Source organism: Phenylobacterium sp. (assembly GCF_041913825.1).
GTDB lineage: Bacteria > Pseudomonadota > Alphaproteobacteria > Caulobacterales > Caulobacteraceae > Phenylobacterium.
This window is the reverse complement of the sequence record NZ_JAYSEO010000009.1, coordinates 137,753-154,889: the sequence shown is the minus strand read 5'-3', so window position 1 is coordinate 154,889 and position 17,137 is coordinate 137,753. Positions and strand designations below refer to the sequence as shown.

Below are 17,137 nucleotides of genomic sequence, written 5' to 3'. Positions count from 1 at the left end.
GCGCTTGCGGCCCTACTGGAAGCGCCAGGTGAGGCCGACGCCCCACATCCGCGGCGGACCCGCGATGAAGGTGGGCAGGCCCAGGGTGTCGCCCGTGTTGCCCGCGTCGAGGATGTAGTCCTCGTCCGTCAGGTTGGTGGCGAACGCCTCGAGGGTCAGCGGCGCGAAGCGCGCGTCATAGGCGACGCGCAGGTTCAGCAGGCCGTAGGCGTCCTGCAGCTCGTCCTGCACGTTGTCGGCCACGAAGACGTTCGGCGGCTGCTGGAAGCCCGGCAGGTCGTTGCTGTCGTCGAAGTAGACCTTGGACTGCCAACTGTAGCTCGGCCGCACCGAGACCGAGCCGCCGGGCGCGTCGAAGGTCCAATCGGCGGCCAGCGACAGGCTGTGGTCCGGCGACAGGCGGAAACGGTTGCCGTCGTAGGCGCCCCCGTCGAACCGGGCGTGGTTGTAGGCGTAGGTGGCGTAGAGGTTCAGTCCGGGCGCGGCGGCCCACTCCAACTGCCCATCGAAGCCGTAGGCCTTGGCCTCGCCCGCGTTGGTCACCACGAACAGGGTGCCGCGCTGCTCCACGGTCTGGAAGTTGTCGTAGTTGTAGGCGAACACCGCGGTGTCGAGGCGGACCCGCCGGTCCAGCAGGGCGAACTTCCCGCCCAGTTCGTAGCTGTCCACCGTCTCGGCCTCGACGGTGGAGAACCGCACGGGGCCGCCCGGCTGCGACGGCCCCTGCGCCGCCAGGACGTCCGGCCGGCGGCCACGGGCGTAGGAGGCGTAGAGGTTGGCGTCGTCCGAGAGCTCGTAGCGGGCCACGAGGCGCCAGGTGACGCCCTCGTCGGTGAGGTCGGCCTCGCTCGCCTGGCCGTCGCCGGCGGTCGGCTGATAGGTCAGGCCGAACTGCGGTAGCTGGGCCGCCGGGATCTGCTGGACGAAGGGGGACTGCAGGGCGGCGAGGATCGCGTTGGCCTGGGCGAGGCCCTGGGGCGTGCCGGACGCGGCGAGCTGCGCCGCGCCGATTGCGCCGCCCAGGACGCTGCGGCCGCCGACCACGCGCGTGGCGAAGCCGGTGGTCTTCTCGTCGCGTGTGTAGCGGACGCCGGCCGAGACCTCGAGCCGCTCGGTGAGGTCGGCGGTCACGTCGGCGAACAGGTCGAAGGATTCCAGGTCGCTGGTGCTGGAGGATTCCTCGCCGTGGTCGGCGCGGAGGTTGGCCGCGATGGCGCGGGCCTGCGCGGGCGTCAGGACGGCGCGGCCGCCGCTGAGCTGGCCCACCAGACCCTGCACGAGGGCGCCCGTGAAGGCGGTGTTGGCGAACAGCGCCGCCGGGGCCGGCGTCGTCGCGGGCAGACCCATGCCCGCCGCGCCGCCATTCAGTTGGCCGGTGAGAACGGCCAGGCCGATGCGTTCATCGAACTGGAGAGGGACGCGCTGGTCGTCCTCGGCCTTGAAATAGCCCACGCCGGCGAAGCCGCGGAGACGCCCGCCGTTGTCGAAGTTCACCCTGAACTCCTGGCTCCACTGCTCGCCGTCCGCCTCGTTGAGGCCGGTGAGGATCGGCAGGGCCAGGCCATCCGGATCGAACACCTCCTTGGTGTCGTAGCGGCGGAAGGCGCTGATCGAGTTGAGGGTCAGGGCGTCGCTGATCTCGAAGCTCACGAGGCCGGTGGCCCCGCTGACCACCCGGTCGACGCCCAGCTTCATGCCGCCCTGGAAGTTCGGCGGCGCGACGAGGGCGGCGGGGCTCTGCGGACGCAGATCCGCAAGCACCGCGCCGGTTTGCGGATCGGCGGGCGAGAACCGCCCGCCCCGGAAGGCGGTGCCGGAGGGGTGGTCCTCCTGGTAGTTGACGATCAGATCGGCGGTCAGCCGATCGTTCGGCTCGAAGCGCAGCGCGCCACGGATGGCCGCCGTGTCGATCGACTGGAAGTCCTCACCGCCCAGCGCGTTCTCGACGTAGCCGTCGCGGGTGCGGTACCGGCCGGCGATGCGCACCGCCAGCACGTCGTTGATCGGCGCGTTGACCGCGCCCTCGACGCGCAGCAGCGCGTCGCTGCCGCCTTCGAGGGTGGCGTAGGCCTCGGGGCCCGCCACGCTCGCCTTGCGCTGGATCAGGTTCACGCCGCCGATCAGGGCGCCACGGCCGAAGAGGGTCGACTGCGGCCCCTTGGCCACCTCGACCCGCTCCAGGTCGAACAGCTCCACGTAGGACGCCTGGGCCTTGGAGATCGACACGCCGTCCTGGAACACCGACACCCGGGCCTCGGCGAAGGAGTCGGTCGAATCCGAGGTGATGCCGCGCATCACGAAACCCGGGTTGTTCGGCGACTGGTCCTGCACCTCGAAGCCGGGCGTGAACAGCGACAGGTCGGCGAAGTCCTGGACGCCCAGCTCCTCGAGCCGCTCGGCGCCGTAGGCGGTCAGCGAGATCGGCACGTCGATGGCCTGCTGTTGCTGCTTCTGGGCGGTGACGACGATCTCCTCGACCGACTGGCCGTCCTGGGCCACGGCGGACCCGGCCGCCAGCGCGAACGCCGCGGCGCTCGCCGCGGCCAGCAGCCGCGCGCGTGTGTGGTGCATGGAACTATCCCCTACGCAGAGTGCGTGAGCTGCGCCCTACGGCGCGTCTGCGACGGAGCCATGACAGAGAAGGGTTTCCAGGTGATCACCGTTCACCCGGACAGGGGCGCGGCGGCTCAGACCCGGCCGGTCACCGGCACCAGCGCGCCCGTCACCGCCCGCGCCGACTCGCCGGCCAGGAACAGGATCACGGCGGCCAGGTCGTCGGGGGCCACCCAGGCGGCGAAGTCGGCCTTGGGCATGTCGGCGCGGTTCGCCGGCGTGTCGATGATCGAGGGCAGCACGGCGTTGACCGTCACGCCGTCGGCCTTGAGTTCCTCCGCCAGGGCCTGGGTCAGGCTGTGCACGCCGGCCTTGGCGGCGGCGTAGGCGCCCATGCCGAGCCCGGCCTTCAGCGCGGCGGCCGAGCCGACGTTGACGATCCGCCCCGCGGCGCTGCGCTTCAGGTGCGGGATGGCGGCGCGGCTGGCGTTGGCGGCGGTGAGCACGTTCAGCCGGTGCATGGCCGGCCAGCTCTCGATGGAGCCGTCCTGCAGGGTCTCCCAGGTGAAACCGCCGGCGATGTTGAGCAGGGCGTCGACGCCACCCAAGCGGTCGGCGGCGGCGTCCAGCGCCGCGCCCGCCTGCACGGCGTCGGTGAGGTCCACCCGCGGCAGGACGAGGACGTCGTCGCCGGCGGGCGACCCTGGCGGCGGCGCGGCCGCGAAGTCGATCAGCGCGAGCCTGGCCCCCTGCCCCGCCGCCGCCTTGGCGACGGCCTGGCCCAGCACCCCGAAAGCCCCGGTGATGACGATGACCCGGCCCGACATGACTTGCCTCCAGAAACGAGAAACGGCCGGGGTCTCCCCCGGCCGTCCCTCAAAACCGCATTTCGCGGAGCGGGGCTAGAGCCGCTCGACGATCGTGACGTTGGCCATGCCGCCGCCTTCGCACATCGTCTGCAAGCCGTACTTCTTGTTCCGGTTCTTCAGCGCGTAGAGCAGCGTGGTCATCAGCTTGGTGCCCGAGGCGCCGAGCGGGTGGCCGAGCGCGATGGCGCCGCCGTTCACGTTCAGGCGCTCCGGGTCGGCCTTGGTGGTGTTGAGCCAGGCCACCGGCACGGACGCGAAGGCCTCGTTGACCTCGAAGAGGTCGATGTCGTCGATCGACATGCCGGCCTTCTTCAGGGCGCGCTCGGTGGCCGGGATCGGGGCTTCCAGCATGATCACCGGGTCGTGGCCAAGCAGCGACAGGTGGTGGATGCGGGCCATCGGCGTGAGGTTGTGCTCCTTCAGCGCCTTCTCCGACACGATCATCACGCCGGACGCGCCGTCGCAGATCTGGCTGGAGGTGGCCGCGGTGATCCGGCCGCCCTCGCGCAGCAGCTTCACCCCGCGCATGCCGTCGATGGAGACGTCGTAGCGGATGCCCTCGTCGCTGTCGTGACGGGCGGCGTTGCCCTCGGCGTCCTTGCCGTCGACGGCGATGATCTCGTCCTTGAAGGCGCCCGCCTGGGTGGCCGCGATGGCGCGTTGGTGCGAGTGGTAGCCGTACTCGTCGAGCTGGTCCTTGGTCAGGCCGTACTTCTCGGCGACCATTTCGGCGCCCATGAACTGGCTGAACTGGATGTTGGGGTAGCGCTCCTCCATCCGCGGGCTCTTCGGCTGGCCGAAGCCTTCCTTGAACGGCAGGCTGACCGACAGGCCCATGGGCACGCGGGTCATGCTCTCGACGCCGGAGGCGATGACGATGTCCTGGGTGCCGCTCATCACCGCCTGGGCGGCGAAGTGCAGGGCCTGCTGGGACGAGCCGCACTGGCGGTCGACGGAGGTGCCGGGCACGCTCTCCGGCAGCTTGGAAGCCAGCACCGCGTTGCGCGCGATGTTGGTGGCCTGCTCGCCCACCTGCATCACGCAGCCCATCACCACGTCCTCGACGGCGGCCGGATCGACGCCGGTGCGGTCCACCAGCTCGTTCAGCACCACCGCGCCCAGGTCGGCCGGGTGCCATTCGCGCAGGCGGCCGCCCTTGCGGCCACCGGCGGTGCGGGTTGCGGCGACGATATAGGCCTCAGCCATCTCAGAAGCTCCTCAGGTCTCGGGCGCGGAATCCCGCGCGTCGAAACAGATGTATGAGCCCGACGCTGCGTAAGCCAACGGGGATGCGGGAGACGCGTCCGCTAGTGGGCGAAGGTCCTGAGGAGGATGCGCTCCAGCCACTCGGCGTCGAGGGCGTCGAAGGCGGCCGGACGCTCGGAGTCGACGTCGAAGACCGCGATGAGCTGGCCCTGGCTGTCCACCACCGGCACCACGATCTCGCTGGCCGAGCGGCTGTCGCAGGCGATGTGGCCGGGGAAGGCATGGACGTCCGGCACCACCTGGGTCTGCCGGGTGCGTGCGGCGGCGCCGCAGACGCCGCGGCCGAAGGCGATGCGCAGGCAGCCCAGCGTCCCCTGGTAGGGGCCGACCACCAGCTCGTCCGGCTTCCCGGGATCGACCACGTAGAAGCCGGTCCAGAAGTAGTCCTCGAAGGTGTTGGCCAGCATGGAGGCGACGGTGGCCATCCGGGCGACGAGGTTCGGCTCGCCCTCCAGGACGGCGGCGATCTCCTCGGCGACGGCGGCGTAGCGCTCGGCCTTTTGCGCCGGCAGGGTCTTTTCGTTGAAGGCTTCGGCCATGGGCGGGGGTTTAGCCGCGCCGGAGCCGGCGGTCACGCCGCCTTGTTGGCCCGGATGATCTTCTGCTTCACCACGGCGGCCAGGTGGCTGACCAGCTTGGCCGCCTCGCGGGCGTCCTCGGGCCCCATGTCCAGCAGGTTGCCGATGGCCTTGAAGTGGATGTCGAGAACCTGCGGCTCGCAGGTCTCCGGCCCGCCCATGGCCTCGGTGTATTCCATCAGCAGCTTGGAGGCGCGGTCGACCATGTTGTCCCGCACCTGCCGGGCGCGGAAGCTGGTGTGCTGCATCACCCGGTAGGTCATCTTCAGCGTCTCGCGGTCGACCCCGCCACGCACCTGGATCAGGCGGCGGAGCGCCTCCAGCTCGACGCTGATCGTCTCGCGCGTGGCCGAGCGCTCCACAGAGTCGACCACCTCGTCGGGGTCGGTCATCCGCCGCAGCGGGCCGGAGTAGCTGAGCTCCACCCGACGGCGGCGGTCGGGGCCGATGTAGGCCTCGCTGACGATGAACGGGCGGGGCCGGGTCAGCACCATCTCGATGCGCGAGAGCAGGGCCGCGGGCGTGAACGGCTTGATGACGAACTCGTTGACCCCGGCCTTGCGCGCCTCCTCCACCTCGCGCTGCGAGCGGTGGGCGGTGACGATGATCACCGGCACTTCCGGGTTCGGGACCCGGCGATCGGGGGTGACGGCGGCGCGGCGGATCGAGCGGGTCAGCTCCAGCCCGCCCATCACCGGCATGTTCCAGTCGGAGAAGATGACGTCCGGGTCCCAGCGGGCCAGCATCTCGCGCGCCCGCAGGCCGTCCTCGGCGAAGTCCACCGCCCCCACGCCGCCCGCACGCAGGACGTCGCCGATGAGCCGCTGCACATTGGCGTTGTCGTCGACGATCAGCACGTTCAGCGACGCGAGATCGTCCGGGCGGAGGCTGGCGCTGGGCAGGGCGCGGCGGGGCATCGGGAGAACTCTCGGAACTCGAGCTCGGAGATTGACGCAACGCGGTTGACGGGCCGTTTATTCGCCCTCGGATTCTTGTCGCTGGTTGGGGGTTTTCGGATGCGTCTGGGCTTGCTGGTTTCCGCTGCGCTCGCAGCGGTTGTGATGGCGTTTGCGCCGGTGTCAGCGCAGGTTGCGGACGGCCCGTCCCGCCTGTTCACGGCCCGCGACCTGTTCGGGCTTCGCGCGGCCTCCGACCCTCAGATGCGGCCCGACGGCGGGATGATCGCCTACGTCCGGATCACCTACGACATCATGACCGACGCCGGCCGCCGGTCGATCTGGCTGGTGGACCCGCAGACCGGCGCCCAGCAGCCGCTGGTGGCCGACGAGGGCTCCAGCATGACGCCGCGCTGGTCGCCGGACGGCACGCGTCTGGCCTATGTCGCCGCGGCGGCCGGCGGGCCGCCGCAGCTCCATGTCAAGTGGATGGCCACCGGCCGCTCGGCCCGGGTCGCGACCCTCGAGCAGGCGCCCAACGACATCGCCTGGTCACCGGACGGCAAGACGCTCGCCTTCACCATGCTGGTGCAGGACGACGGCGCCTCGCTGGGCGCGCCCATCAAGCGCCCCGAGGGCGCTAAGTGGGCCGAGCCGCTGAAGGTGATCGACCGGATCACCTACCGGGCCGACGGCGCGGGCTATCTGAAGCCCGGCTACCGCAAGCTGTTCGTGGTCAGCGCCGACGGCGGCTCGCCGCGGCAGGTCACGTTCGGCCGGTTCGACGACCAGGGGCCGATCAGCTTCACCGCCGACGGCCGCTCGGTGCTCTTCGCCACCAACCGCGCGGAGGACTGGGAGCGCGATCCGCAGGAGAGCGAGATCTACCAGGTCGCGATCGCCGACGGGACGCTCACGAGGCTGACCAACCGCGTGGGCCCCGACTTCGCCCCCACCCTCTCGCCCGACGGCTCGAAGATCGCCTACGTCGGCTACGACGACGAGCGGCGGCGCGGCTACGAGAACCAGAGGCTCTACGTCATGGACCGGGACGGGCGGAACCGCCGGGTGCTCACCGGCTCGCTCGACCGCAGCGTGGGCCTGCCGCAGTGGGCGCCGGACGGCCGGTCCATCTACGTGGACTACACCGACAAGGGGATCACCAAGGTGGCGCGGGTCGGCCTCGACGGACGGCTCGAGACGGTCGCCACCGGCCTGGGCGGCGGCTCGATCGACCGTCCCTACTCCGGCGGGGAGTTCTCGGTCGGCCGCGGCGGCGTGGTCGCCTACACCGAGAGCACGCCCGAGCGCCCGGCCGACATCGCGGTGACGCGCGGCGGCCGCGTGCAGCGGCTGACCCGGCTGAACGACGACCTGTTCGCCGGCAAGACCCTGGCGCGGGTGGAGCACCTGCCCACCGTCTCCAGCTACGACAAGAAGCCGATCGACGCCTGGATCGCCCTGCCCCCGAACTTCGATCCCTCGAAGAAGTACCCGCTGATCCTCGAGATCCACGGCGGGCCGTTCTCGGCCTACGGGCCGAGCTTCTCCACCGACGTGCAGCTCTACGCCAAGTCCGGCTATGTGGTGGTCTATTCCAACCCTCGGGGCTCGACCTCCTACGGCGAGGCCTTCGCCAACGAGATCGACCGCAACTATCCGAGCCACGACTACGACGACCTGATCAGCGTCGTCGATGCGGCCATCGCCAAGGGCTACGTGGACCCGCAGCGGCTCTACGTGACCGGCGGCTCGGGCGGCGGCGCGCTCACCGCCTGGATCGTCGGCAAGACGGACCGTTTCAAGGCCGCGGCCACCCAGAAGCCGGTGATCAACTGGACGAGCCAGGTGCTCACCGTCGACGGCTACACCTTCATGGCCCGCTACTGGTTCGGGAAGATGCCGTGGGAGGATCCGCAGGGCTACTGGGCGCGCTCGCCGCTGTCCCTGGTCGGCAATGTGAAGACCCCCACCCTGGTGGTGGTCGGCGAGGAAGACTACCGCACCCCGCCCTCGGAGTCCGAGCAGTACTTCCAGGCGCTGCAGTTGCGCGGCGTGCCCACCGCCCTCGTGCGGGTGCCGGGCGCGAGCCACGGCGGCCTCACCGCCCGGCCCTCGCAGTCGGCGGCCAAGGCCGAGGCGATCCTGGCCTGGTTCGAGCGCTACAAGTAGCCGCTCAGGCCGCGCCGGCGGAGACCTCCGCGTCCTCCGCCGGCGTGGCGGCGCCGTCGCAGGCGTCGACGATGGCCTGGAACAGCGCCATGGCCTCGATCGGCTTGGCCACATGCCCGTCCATGCCCGCGGCGAGGTACTGGGCCACCTGATGGCTCATGGCGTTGGCGGTGAGCGCCACGATGGGCGTGCGCGGGCGGCGGGTCTCGCGCTCGCGGGCCCGGATCCGTTCGGCGGCGGTGACGCCGTCCACCCCCGGCATCTGGATGTCCATCAGGATCAGGTCCCAGTGCGACGTCTCCCAGGCGTCCAGCGCCGCCTGGCCGCAGTCCACGACCACCGGTTCGACGCCGAGCTGGTGCAGCAGGGTCTTGAGGACGAGCTGGTTGACCGTGTTGTCCTCGGCGGCCAGCACCCGCAGGCCGAGCGAGGCGCGCTGGTTCGGCGGCGGCGGCGCGTACTCCGCCACCATCCGCTCCTCGCCGACCCTCTGCAGCGGCACGCGCAGGGTGAAGCGGGAGCCCTTGCCGAGCTCGCTCTCCACCCGCATCTCGCCGCCCATCAGCACCGCCAGCTCGTGGCAGATGGCGAGCCCCAGGCCCGTGCCTCCGAAGCGCCGCGTGGTGGACGAGTCAAGCTGATCGAACTTGGCGAACAGCCGCTGGAGCCCCTCCTCCGAGATGCCGAGGCCGGTGTCGGCGACGCTCAGCGCCAGCAAACCGCCGTCCAGCCGGGCGGTGACCCGCACCTCGCCGGTTTCGGTGAACTTCAGGGCGTTGGAGATCAGGTTGTAGAGGATCTGCCGGATGCGGGTCGGGTCGCCGAGGTAGCGGCCCCGCGCCGGCTCCACGTCGACGCCGAACGACAGCCCCTTCTTGTTGGCGAGCGCCGTGAAGGCCGAGTGGGCGCCGCGCACCACCTCGGCGAGCTCGAACTCGATGGTCTCCAGCTCCAGCCGCCCGGCCTCGATCTTGGAGAGGTCCAGGACGTCGTTGAGGATGGCGAGCAGCGCCTCCCCCGACTGCTGGATCACCGACAGCCGCTCGCGCTGGACCGGCGTCAGTTCGTCGGCCGACATGGCCTGGGCCATGCCGAGCACGCCGTTCAGGGGCGTGCGGATCTCGTGCGACATGGTCGCCAGGAAGGTGCTCTTCGCCGCGTTGGCCGCCTCGGCCGCCAGCTCGCCGGCCTCGGCCCGGGCGCGGGCCTGGCGAAGGGCGCTCCGCGAGCGGTCGAGCATCCTGCGGGAGAGATGGAAGAAGTTGCCGCAGCTCACCGCCGCCGCCAGGGCCGCGACCGTCGCCATGGGCGTGCGGGCGGTCCAGACGAGGTCGGCGGCGATCCAGATCAGCACGCCCACATAGGGCGTCAGCAGGAGGCGGAACAGGCCGAGGCTCGAGTAGTACTGCAGCAGGACGTAGGTGGCGCCCAGGAAGGCGATGGTCAGGGCGAAGGTGCCCGCCACGGCATAGCCGGACTCCCACAACGCGATGATCATGACGCATTGGACGAGGCCGCTCAGCACGCTGTTGGCGTTCAGCGCCAGCCAGAGGCGCCGGGCCCAGGGACCGTCGCCGTGCCGGTCGATTGCGCCCATCAGGGCGATGCTGGCGAACAGGCCGCCCCAGACGGCGATGACCCAGAGGCCGGTCCACAGCGGGGAGACGTAGAAGGCCGCCACCGCGACCACGGCGATGCTGCTGATCACCCGCGGCACCACGTTGCGCGCCGAGGCGGCATAGAGGCTGAGGCCGCCGGACTCCTCCTCGTCCTCCGGGCCGGGCCGGCCGGCGCTCCAGGATCCCTCCAAACCAGCCTCCCGTAACATCGTTGTCTTGACGGGAGGATTGCGGTTAGCAGGTTAACTGTAGGTCAAGCGGCCGCCTTCCAGGCGAAACTTCGAGGCGAGCACGCAGCGCGGCGCTCCTCCCTCGGTTGAGACGGTGGCGGGCTGGCCGGGGCCGGCCTCGAACCGGCGCTCTCCGCCGGGCGCGGTGACCCGCAAGACCCCCGGCCCGGTGAACTGACAGACCACATGGGAGGAGAAGCTGCGTCCGGCGTTGTCGGCGACCATCTGGCAGCTCACGTGGCCGTGGCGCCTGGCTATCACCACGCCCTCGAACTCGAACGCCTTGGGGGCCTTCAGGCCGCGGGCCCTGAACTCGGCCTCGCTGAGCTCCGGGCACGGCGGGCCCTGGACGTCCCAGGCCTTCGCCGTCTCCACCGCCGCCTCGCGCCGGCCGAGCCAGTCGCGCACCTCCCAGGCCGCGAAGCCCGCGAGGCCCACCAGGACGAAGCCGCCGGCCAGCAGGGCGTAGAGCCGGGCCGGTCGGCGCCGGGGCCGCAATCCATAATCGACGCCCATCGGCGGCCCTCCGAGACTACAGGCGTAAGATGCCCGCTCGGAAGGCCGCTGTGAAGCCTCAGGCCGACTTGCGGTTGGCGCGGGCCAGCAGGCTGATCAGGGCGGCGGCGGCGGTGATCGCGGCGGCGGCGGAGGCGATGGGGTGCTCGCGCACCTCATTGGCGGCGCGCTCGGCCAGGGCCTTGGCCCGCGGCTTCGCCTCGGCGGCCAGACGTTCGGCGGCCAGGGCGACCGTCTTGGCGGCCTTGGCGATCGCGTCCTCGGTTTCCTCCGAGGCATTCTCGGCGGCCTTCTTCAGGGCGTGGGCGACGTCTTCGAGGGTGTCTTCGACGTCGTTGGCGATCTTCTTGGTCAGCGACTTGCTCATGGGGGCTCCTTCGGCTTTGCGCGCCTACTCGGCCACGGCGGGCAGAGCTTCACCTTGACCGCGATCAACCGCGACCTCCCCCGCAAGCCGGCGCAGCAGCGCCTCGCGCTCGGCGTCCGACCCCGCCGCGTCCAGCCGTTCGTCGAGGTCGAGGAGCAGCCGGGCCCGCAGGTTGTGCCAGTCCGCGCCGCCGGCGGCGGCGGACGCCAGGCGCTGCGGCTGCGGCGCGGGCGCGGCGCTGCGGCGTCCCAGGCGGAAGCGGCCGTCGAGCTCGGGGATCGTCACCTGCTCCGGCGGGAATCCCTCGGCCACCAGCCGCTCGCGCATGGCCGCAAGCGCCTCGGGCTCCCCATGCGCGAGGAAGACCATGCCCGAGACCGGCCGCCGGGCCTTGGCCCAGGCCGCCAACCCGGCGGCGTCGGCATGACCGGAATAGACGTCCATGGAGCGGATCCGCGCCCGCACCTCGATGTCCTCGCCCTGGATCTTCACCCGGCGCGCGCCTTCGACCAGCAGCCGGCCGAGCGTGCCGGACGCCTGGTAGCCAGGCAGCAGCACGGTGGCGCGGCGATCCCAGAGGTGGCGCTTCAGGTGCTTGCGGATGCGGCCCGCCTCGCACATGCCGCTGGCCGCCATCACCACCCGCCAGCCGCCGAGCTTCTCCAGCTCGTCGCTCTCCCACGGCTCGCGCAGGAACTTCAGGCGGCCGCTGTCGCGCAGCTCGGAGAACGGGTTGCGGCCGGCGTCACGATTCCAGCCCCGCTTCTGGAAGACCTCGGTGGCCTCGATGGCCAGAGGCGAGTCCAGGAAGATGTCGGTGGGCGGGATCTCGCCGCTCTCCATGAGGGCGAGCAGGTCCACGAGCAGTTCCTGCGAGCGCTCCACGGCGAAGGCGGGGATGAGCAGCGGCCCGCCCGCGGCGTGGGCGTCGCGCAGCTCCTGGCCGAGCAGCCGCCGGCGCGCGGCGGGATCGAGCGTCGGCCGCAGGCGCGCTCCGTAGGTGGACTCCATGATCAGGTGGTCGACGCCGGCCGGACCCTGCGGATCGGGCGCGTAGTCCCGGCCGCCCGGTCCCACGTCACCCGAGAACAGCAGGGTCACCGGCCCCTCCTCGGTCGCGACGCGCACCTCGATCGACGCCCCGCCGAGGATGTGCCCGGCCTCCCAGTAGACGGCGGTGATCCCCGGGGCGACCTCGACCTCGCGGCCGAGCTTTGCTGGCCGGAACAGCTCCATGGTCCGCTCCGCGTCGCGGGCCGTGTAGATCGGCTCCACCGGGTCGCGCCCGCGCCGCTGATTACGGCGGTTGAGCTGACGCACCTCGCTCTCCTGGATGTCGCCGGCGTCGGGCAGCATCACCGCGCACAGCTCGCGCGTGCCGGCGGTGGCGTAGATCGGCCCCGCGAAACCGGCGCGCATCAGCTTCGGCAGCAGGCCCGAGTGGTCGATGTGGGCGTGGGTCAGCAGGACGGCGTCCACCGCCTGGGCGTCGAACGGGAAGGGCTGGTAGTTCAGCGCCTTGAGGGTCTTGGAGCCCTGGAACATGCCGCAGTCGACGAGGACGGTGGCGCGGTCGGTCTTCAGTCGGGCGCAGAAGCCGGTCACGCAGCCCGCCGCGCCATGGAAGGTGAGGTCGATGGTCATGCTTCGCGCTTGCGCCGCCAAGCCCCTGGCCGCCCTGACAAGGATCAAAGCGGCCCTGCGCGGGACATGATGCTCTCATCTGCGGAGGCCGCCATGAAACACGCCGTCATCTTCGCCCATCCCCGCTCGGACAGCTTCACCGCCGCCGTGGCGGGCGCCTACGCCGACGCTGTGCGCGAGCTCGGCCAGGAGGCCGCGGTGCGGGACCTCTACCGCCTGGGCTTCGATCCTTGCCTGAAGGCCGCGGAGATCCCCGGCCCTGGCGGCTACACGCCCGCGCCCGATGTCGCCGCCGAGCGGCGGCTGCTGGACGACGTGGACGTCTTCGCCTTCGTCTACCCGCTGTGGTTCAACGCCCCGCCGGCCATGCTGAAGGGCTATGTGGACCGGGTGTTCGGCATGGGCTTCGGCTTCGAGCCGGCCCCGGGCGGGACGCAGTCGCTGCTCGACGGCCGGCGGCTGATCAGCTTCACCTCCTCAGGCGCGCCGGAGGACTGGGTCCGCGACACCGGCGCCATGGCGGCGCTGCAGACGCTGTTCGACCATCACCTGGCGGGCGTCTGCGGCCTCAATGTCGCCGACCACGTCCATGTGGGCGGGGTGGTTCCGGGCATCACCCAGGAGTGGATGGACGAGATCCTGGCGGGGGTCCGCGCCACGGTCCGCCGCAGCTTCGCGGACGCCGAGCCCGCGCTTACGTAGAACTACTTAGGGGAACGCCCCGAATTTAGGGCGCGGGAGGCGCATGGCACCTCTTGGTCATCGGCAACGGAGTCCCCCGATGACCCTCGCTTACCCCCTCGACGATCACCGCGCGCAGGTCCCCGCCGCGGACATCACCGACCTGATGGACCGGGTGGGCGTGCGCATGAGCTTCGCGCGCAACGAGGAGATCTACGCCCAGGACGACGAGGTCGAGTTCCTCTATCGGGTCCTCTCCGGCTCGGTGCGGACTATCCGCCTGACCAGCGACGGCCGCCGGCAGGTGGGCGACTTCTACTACGCCGGCGACCTGTTCGGCCTGGAGACCGGTCCGGACCACCGCTTCTCGGCCGAGGCCCTGTCGGATTGCGTGGTGCTGGTGGTGAAGCGCTCCACCGTCCGCTCCATGGCGGGCGACGCCGTGCTCGACCGCGCCATCCTGCAGGCCACCCACCGCGAGCTGGAACGCGCCCAGGCGCACCTCCTGCTGCTCGGCCGCAAGACCGCCCAGGAGAAGGTGGCCGCCTTCCTGCTGGCGCACGCCGAGGCCTGCGAGGCCGACGCCATCGAGCTGGCCATGGGCCGGCAGGACATGGCGGACTACCTCGGCCTGACCATCGAGACCGTCTCGCGGATGCTGACCCAGCTCCAGTCGCAGGACATCGTGGAGTTCCCCTCCACCCGTCGCTTCCGGGTCCGCAAGTGGGAGCGCCTGGAAGAACTGGCGGACTAGCCGCCCAGGCTCTCCACATAGGCGGCGATGTCGGCCGCCTCCTCCCGGCTGATGAACACCGGCGGCATCTCGTAATGGCCGTTCCGGGAAATCTCCGCGAGCCGCCGCTCGAGCTGCAGCGAGGTGAACCGCAGGCGCAGGTCGCGGAACGCCGGGGCCGCTCCGTTGCGGGCCCCGCCTTCCGGGCCCACCGCATGACACCCGTTGCAGGCCCGCCAGGCGAACTGCGCGCCGCGCTCGGCCGCCGACGCGGGCGCCCGGCCCGGACCGGACCCCGTCGCACAGGCGGCGACGAGCGCGGACAGGGCGGCGATCAGCAGGGTGCGGCGCATCTTGAACCTCGTGCGTATCGCTCCGGGAGAGTGCTGGCCCTGGCGAGCGGCGCCTTGACCAGGGTCAACCGCGGGCGCCTCCGTACCGCTACTTAGGGATGCCTCCCGAATGACGGCGCCCGACGTCCTCGGCATGATGTCCCCGCACAGGACGAGGCCCGCCATGAGCTTCCAGGATCTTCTGCTGCCGCTGACCAGCTATCCCGACCCGACGCCGGAGGCGGCTCTGGCGGGCGGGGCGGCGATCGCCCGGCGGGTCGGCGGCGAGCTCACCGCGCTGGTGTTCCGCGCCGACATCAAGGCGCCGCGCAATCGGCTGGCCAACCTGCTCATCGGTATGGACGCCCTGGCGCGCGAGGAGGAGGCGCGCAGCGAGACGCAGGCGCAGGCGACGCTCCAGGCCTTCGTCGCCGCCGCCGCGCGCGAGGGCCTCGCGGCCCAGACCCTTGTCGAGCAGGTCCCGCTGTTCCTCGAAGGCGAGCGGGCGGCCGAGCAGGCCCGCACCCGCGACCTGTCCCTCGTGCCGGTGGGCCCCTCCGTCCTCGCCGACGTCTCCCTCGCCGAGGCGGTGCTGTTCGGATCCGGCCGGCCGGTGCTGGTCTATCCCGAGGCGCTGCCCCTGACGCCGGCCGACCGCTTCGGGACGGTCGCGGTGGCCTGGGACGGCGGCCGCGCGGCCGCCCGCGCCGTGGCCGACGCCCTGCCCCTCCTGAAGGCGGCGGGCGAGGTGCGTGCGGTCGTGGTGACCGACGAGAAGCCGGCCGCCCGCCCCGGCCTCGCCGCACCGCTCGTGCGCCACCTGCAGGCGCACGGCGTCGAGGCCCGCGTCGACGAGATCCCGGCCCAGGGCGAACCCATCGGCCGGGTGCTTCGCGCCTACGTGGCCGGCAAGGGGATCGACCTCCTGGTGATGGGCGGCTTCGGCCATTCCCGGGCCCGCGAATTCGTGCTCGGCGGCGCCACCGCCAACCTTCTCGACGCTCCGCCGTGCCCCGTTCTCCTGGCCCACTGAGCCGCGCCGCCGAGGCCGCCGGCGAGGCGCGCGCCCGGCTGTGGGAACGCTCGGATCTGAGCTTCCTGCAGAAGGCCCTGATCGCCGCCGCCCTGCTGGGCATCGCGGCCCTGGTCGTGCGGCTGGCGGACGTGCTGCTGCTGGCGTTCGGATCGGTGCTCGTGGCCGTCCTGCTGCACGCCATGTCCGCGCCGCTGATGCGCCGGACCCGGCTCGGCCGCCGCAGCGCGTTGACCCTCGCCGTTCTCGTGCTCACCGCCGCGCTCGCCCTCACGCTCTGGCTGTTCGGCCACGAGGCCTCGGTGCAGCTCGCCGCCCTGGCCCAGCTCGTGCCGGTGGCCTGGGCAGGGCTGGAGCAGAGGCTCACCGGCTCGCCGCTCGGCGGCTATGTGCTGGACAACCTCGAGCGCCTGGCTCACGCCGACGGCCTGCTGATCTCCGTCGGCCCGCAGCTCGTCCGCCAGCTCACCGGGGCGGCGGCGGCCGGGGTGATCGTCTTCTTCGCCGGCCTCTACCTGGCCTTCCACCCGAAGACCTACATCGGCGGGCTCCTGCGGCTCGTCCCCGTAGCCGCGCGGCCGCGTGCGGCGGAGATCGTGTCGAGCTGCGGCCTCGCCCTCGACCGCTGGCTGGTGGGCCAGTTGGTCTCCATGGTCCTGGTCGGCGTCACCACCGGCGTGGGCCTGTGGCTCGCCGGCGTCCCCTCGCCGCTGGCGCTCGGCGTGCTCGCCGGGCTCGGCCAGTTCATCCCGGTGGTCGGTCCGGCCGCCGCCATGGCCCCGGGCCTGCTGATCGCGCTCGCCCAGGCGCCGGAGACCTTCGTCTGGGCCGCCGTGGTCTATGTGGCCGCCATGCAGGCGGAGGCCAACGTCATCACCCCGCTCCTGCTGCGCCAGATGGTCGAGCTGCCAATGGCGGTGACCCTCTTCGCGGTCCTCGCCATGGGCGTGCTGCTCGGTCCGCTGGGCGTGCTGTTCGCAACGCCGCTCGCCGTGGTGGCCTATGTGCTGGTGCGGATGATCTATGTGGAAGGCGTGCTCGGCGACCCGATCGCGCCCGGACCTGCGGAGGCCTCGCCATGACCAGCCACGCCGAACTCCATCCGTTCGGCCCCGTGCGCCTGCGCCGCGGCCAGCTCCTAGCGGCGGGCGTCGCCATGACCCTGCTGGGCGCGGCGGCCCCGCTCTTTCCCCGCGAAGCGACGCTGGCCGTCGGCGCGGCGGCCGGCTGGCTGGTGTGGCTCGCCGGCGCCGTTCTGCTGGGCGTCTCGCTGCTGTTGCTGCCGAAGTGGCTGTACCTGACCGGCGTCGTCGCGAGCCTGTTCATCACCGGGGTGGGGGTCTACCTGACCTTCCAACCGGCCACCGGCGCGCTGGCCGCCGCCCTGCTGCTGGCGGCGGTGTTCGTGGCCGACGGCAGCCTGGAGCTCGCCATGGCGCTGCGCCTGCGGCCGCTCAAGGCCTGGCGGTGGATGCTGGCCTCGGCGCTAGCCAGCCTGGTGGCCGCCGGGCTAATCGGGCTCGGCCTGCCCGAGCGGAGCACGGCCTCCATTGGCCTGCTGCTGGGACTGGCCTTCGTGACGACCGGCCTCGGTCTGGTCGCGGTCGCCCTGACCCGCCGGCCGGACGAGGCCTGAGCCGCCGGGTTG

Annotated in this window: 16 protein-coding genes; 6 read left to right on the top strand and 10 right to left on the bottom strand. The window is 71.7% G+C overall.

Going from position 1 to position 17,137, the window contains the following annotated elements; genetic code table 11:
* Nucleotides 1-12: 12 nt before the first annotated feature.
* From ACE3Q8_RS09560 to ACE3Q8_RS09540, 5 genes are all read right to left on the bottom strand, one after another.
* A complete protein-coding gene (locus ACE3Q8_RS09560; protein ID WP_374470046.1) occupies nt 13-2,571 on the bottom strand; it encodes a TonB-dependent receptor in 2,559 nt (852 codons plus the stop codon).
* Nucleotides 2,572-2,687: 116 nt separating this feature from the next.
* Nucleotides 2,688-3,380 (bottom strand): SDR family NAD(P)-dependent oxidoreductase, encoded by a 693-nt coding sequence (locus tag ACE3Q8_RS09555; protein ID WP_374470045.1) that lies wholly within the window; start codon nt 3,378-3,380, stop codon nt 2,688-2,690.
* Between the two features lie 75 nt (nt 3,381-3,455).
* A complete protein-coding gene (locus ACE3Q8_RS09550) occupies nt 3,456-4,628 on the bottom strand; it encodes an acetyl-CoA C-acetyltransferase (protein ID WP_374470044.1) in 1,173 nt (390 codons plus the stop codon).
* A 101-nt stretch (nt 4,629-4,729) separates the two neighbouring features.
* Nucleotides 4,730-5,227 carry a GAF domain-containing protein gene (locus tag ACE3Q8_RS09545; protein WP_374470043.1) on the bottom strand — a complete coding sequence of 166 codons (498 nt, stop codon included), beginning with the start codon at nt 5,225-5,227 and terminating at the stop codon, nt 4,730-4,732.
* 32 nt (nt 5,228-5,259) lie between these two features.
* Complete coding sequence (locus ACE3Q8_RS09540; RefSeq protein ID WP_374470042.1) at nt 5,260-6,183, bottom strand: response regulator; 924 nt, start codon at nt 6,181-6,183, stop codon at nt 5,260-5,262.
* 159 nt (nt 6,184-6,342) lie between these two features.
* Between ACE3Q8_RS09540 and ACE3Q8_RS09535 the strand changes: the two genes are divergently transcribed.
* Nucleotides 6,343-8,334: a prolyl oligopeptidase family serine peptidase gene (locus ACE3Q8_RS09535; RefSeq protein WP_374470040.1), complete on the top strand. Its 1,992-nt coding sequence runs from the start codon at nt 6,343-6,345 to the stop codon at nt 8,332-8,334.
* Between the two features lie 4 nt (nt 8,335-8,338).
* Here the strand turns inward: ACE3Q8_RS09535 and ACE3Q8_RS09530 are convergent, their stop codons facing one another.
* Genes ACE3Q8_RS09530 through ACE3Q8_RS09515 form a run of 4 tightly spaced genes read right to left on the bottom strand, consistent with a single transcriptional unit; the run spans nt 8,339 to nt 12,710 of the window.
* Nucleotides 8,339-10,144 (bottom strand): ATP-binding protein, encoded by a 1,806-nt coding sequence (locus tag ACE3Q8_RS09530; RefSeq protein ID WP_374470039.1) that lies wholly within the window; start codon nt 10,142-10,144, stop codon nt 8,339-8,341.
* Nucleotides 10,145-10,195: 51 nt separating this feature from the next.
* Nucleotides 10,196-10,699 carry a hypothetical protein gene (locus tag ACE3Q8_RS09525; protein ID WP_374470038.1) on the bottom strand — a complete coding sequence of 168 codons (504 nt, stop codon included), beginning with the start codon at nt 10,697-10,699 and terminating at the stop codon, nt 10,196-10,198.
* Nucleotides 10,700-10,757: 58 nt separating this feature from the next.
* Nucleotides 10,758-11,066, bottom strand: a complete 309-nt coding sequence (locus ACE3Q8_RS09520) for a hypothetical protein (protein WP_374470037.1) — start codon at nt 11,064-11,066, stop codon at nt 10,758-10,760.
* 24 nt (nt 11,067-11,090) lie between these two features.
* On the bottom strand, nt 11,091-12,710 hold the full coding sequence (locus tag ACE3Q8_RS09515; RefSeq protein ID WP_374470036.1) for an MBL fold metallo-hydrolase RNA specificity domain-containing protein: 1,620 nt from the start codon (nt 12,708-12,710) through the stop codon (nt 11,091-11,093).
* Nucleotides 12,711-12,803: 93 nt separating this feature from the next.
* Here ACE3Q8_RS09515 and ACE3Q8_RS09510 point away from each other — a divergent pair, with 93 nt between their 5' ends.
* Together ACE3Q8_RS09510 and ACE3Q8_RS09505 are read left to right on the top strand one after the other, a co-directional pair.
* Nucleotides 12,804-13,412 (top strand): NAD(P)H-dependent oxidoreductase, encoded by a 609-nt coding sequence (locus tag ACE3Q8_RS09510; protein WP_374470035.1) that lies wholly within the window; start codon nt 12,804-12,806, stop codon nt 13,410-13,412.
* 79 nt (nt 13,413-13,491) lie between these two features.
* Nucleotides 13,492-14,145 (top strand): helix-turn-helix domain-containing protein, encoded by a 654-nt coding sequence (locus tag ACE3Q8_RS09505; RefSeq protein ID WP_374470034.1) that lies wholly within the window; start codon nt 13,492-13,494, stop codon nt 14,143-14,145.
* Here the strand turns inward: ACE3Q8_RS09505 and ACE3Q8_RS09500 are convergent.
* Nucleotides 14,142-14,477 carry a cytochrome c gene (locus ACE3Q8_RS09500; RefSeq protein WP_374470033.1) on the bottom strand — a complete coding sequence of 112 codons (336 nt, stop codon included), beginning with the start codon at nt 14,475-14,477 and terminating at the stop codon, nt 14,142-14,144. The genes ACE3Q8_RS09505 and ACE3Q8_RS09500 overlap by 4 nt on opposite strands.
* Before the next feature lie 109 nt (nt 14,478-14,586).
* On the opposite strand from ACE3Q8_RS09500, the gene ACE3Q8_RS09495 reads away from it, so the two are divergent.
* The 3 genes from ACE3Q8_RS09495 to ACE3Q8_RS09485 are packed head-to-tail and all read left to right on the top strand — an operon-like array spanning nt 14,587 to nt 17,125.
* Complete coding sequence (locus ACE3Q8_RS09495; protein WP_374470032.1) at nt 14,587-15,489, top strand: universal stress protein; 903 nt, start codon at nt 14,587-14,589, stop codon at nt 15,487-15,489.
* Nucleotides 15,465-16,571, top strand: a complete 1,107-nt coding sequence (locus tag ACE3Q8_RS09490; protein ID WP_374470031.1) for an AI-2E family transporter — start codon at nt 15,465-15,467, stop codon at nt 16,569-16,571. The genes ACE3Q8_RS09495 and ACE3Q8_RS09490 overlap by 25 nt, the downstream gene beginning before the upstream one ends.
* Nucleotides 16,568-17,125 carry a DUF308 domain-containing protein gene (locus tag ACE3Q8_RS09485; RefSeq protein ID WP_374470030.1) on the top strand — a complete coding sequence of 186 codons (558 nt, stop codon included), beginning with the start codon at nt 16,568-16,570 and terminating at the stop codon, nt 17,123-17,125. The genes ACE3Q8_RS09490 and ACE3Q8_RS09485 overlap by 4 nt, the downstream gene beginning before the upstream one ends.
* Nucleotides 17,126-17,137 lie beyond the last annotated feature (12 nt).

What these genes read in the sequence shown, in the direction of transcription:
- ACE3Q8_RS09560 (WP_374470046.1), bottom strand. Translation starts at nt 2,571, where the DNA reads ATGCACCACACACGCGCGCGGCTGCTGGCCGCGGCGAGCGCCGCGGCG.
- ACE3Q8_RS09555 (WP_374470045.1), bottom strand. Translation starts at nt 3,380, where the DNA reads ATGTCGGGCCGGGTCATCGTCATCACCGGGGCTTTCGGGGTGCTGGGC.
- ACE3Q8_RS09550 (WP_374470044.1), bottom strand. Translation starts at nt 4,628, where the DNA reads ATGGCTGAGGCCTATATCGTCGCCGCAACCCGCACCGCCGGTGGCCGC.
- ACE3Q8_RS09545 (WP_374470043.1), bottom strand. Translation starts at nt 5,227, where the DNA reads ATGGCCGAAGCCTTCAACGAAAAGACCCTGCCGGCGCAAAAGGCCGAG.
- ACE3Q8_RS09540 (WP_374470042.1), bottom strand. Translation starts at nt 6,183, where the DNA reads ATGCCCCGCCGCGCCCTGCCCAGCGCCAGCCTCCGCCCGGACGATCTC.
- ACE3Q8_RS09525 (WP_374470038.1), bottom strand. Translation starts at nt 10,699, where the DNA reads ATGGGCGTCGATTATGGATTGCGGCCCCGGCGCCGACCGGCCCGGCTC.
- ACE3Q8_RS09520 (WP_374470037.1), bottom strand. Translation starts at nt 11,066, where the DNA reads ATGAGCAAGTCGCTGACCAAGAAGATCGCCAACGACGTCGAAGACACC.
- ACE3Q8_RS09515 (WP_374470036.1), bottom strand. Translation starts at nt 12,710, where the DNA reads ATGACCATCGACCTCACCTTCCATGGCGCGGCGGGCTGCGTGACCGGC.
- ACE3Q8_RS09510 (WP_374470035.1), top strand. Translation starts at nt 12,804, where the DNA reads ATGAAACACGCCGTCATCTTCGCCCATCCCCGCTCGGACAGCTTCACC.
- ACE3Q8_RS09505 (WP_374470034.1), top strand. Translation starts at nt 13,492, where the DNA reads ATGACCCTCGCTTACCCCCTCGACGATCACCGCGCGCAGGTCCCCGCC.
- ACE3Q8_RS09500 (WP_374470033.1), bottom strand. Translation starts at nt 14,477, where the DNA reads ATGCGCCGCACCCTGCTGATCGCCGCCCTGTCCGCGCTCGTCGCCGCC.
- ACE3Q8_RS09495 (WP_374470032.1), top strand. Translation starts at nt 14,587, where the DNA reads ATGACGGCGCCCGACGTCCTCGGCATGATGTCCCCGCACAGGACGAGG.
- ACE3Q8_RS09485 (WP_374470030.1), top strand. Translation starts at nt 16,568, where the DNA reads ATGACCAGCCACGCCGAACTCCATCCGTTCGGCCCCGTGCGCCTGCGC.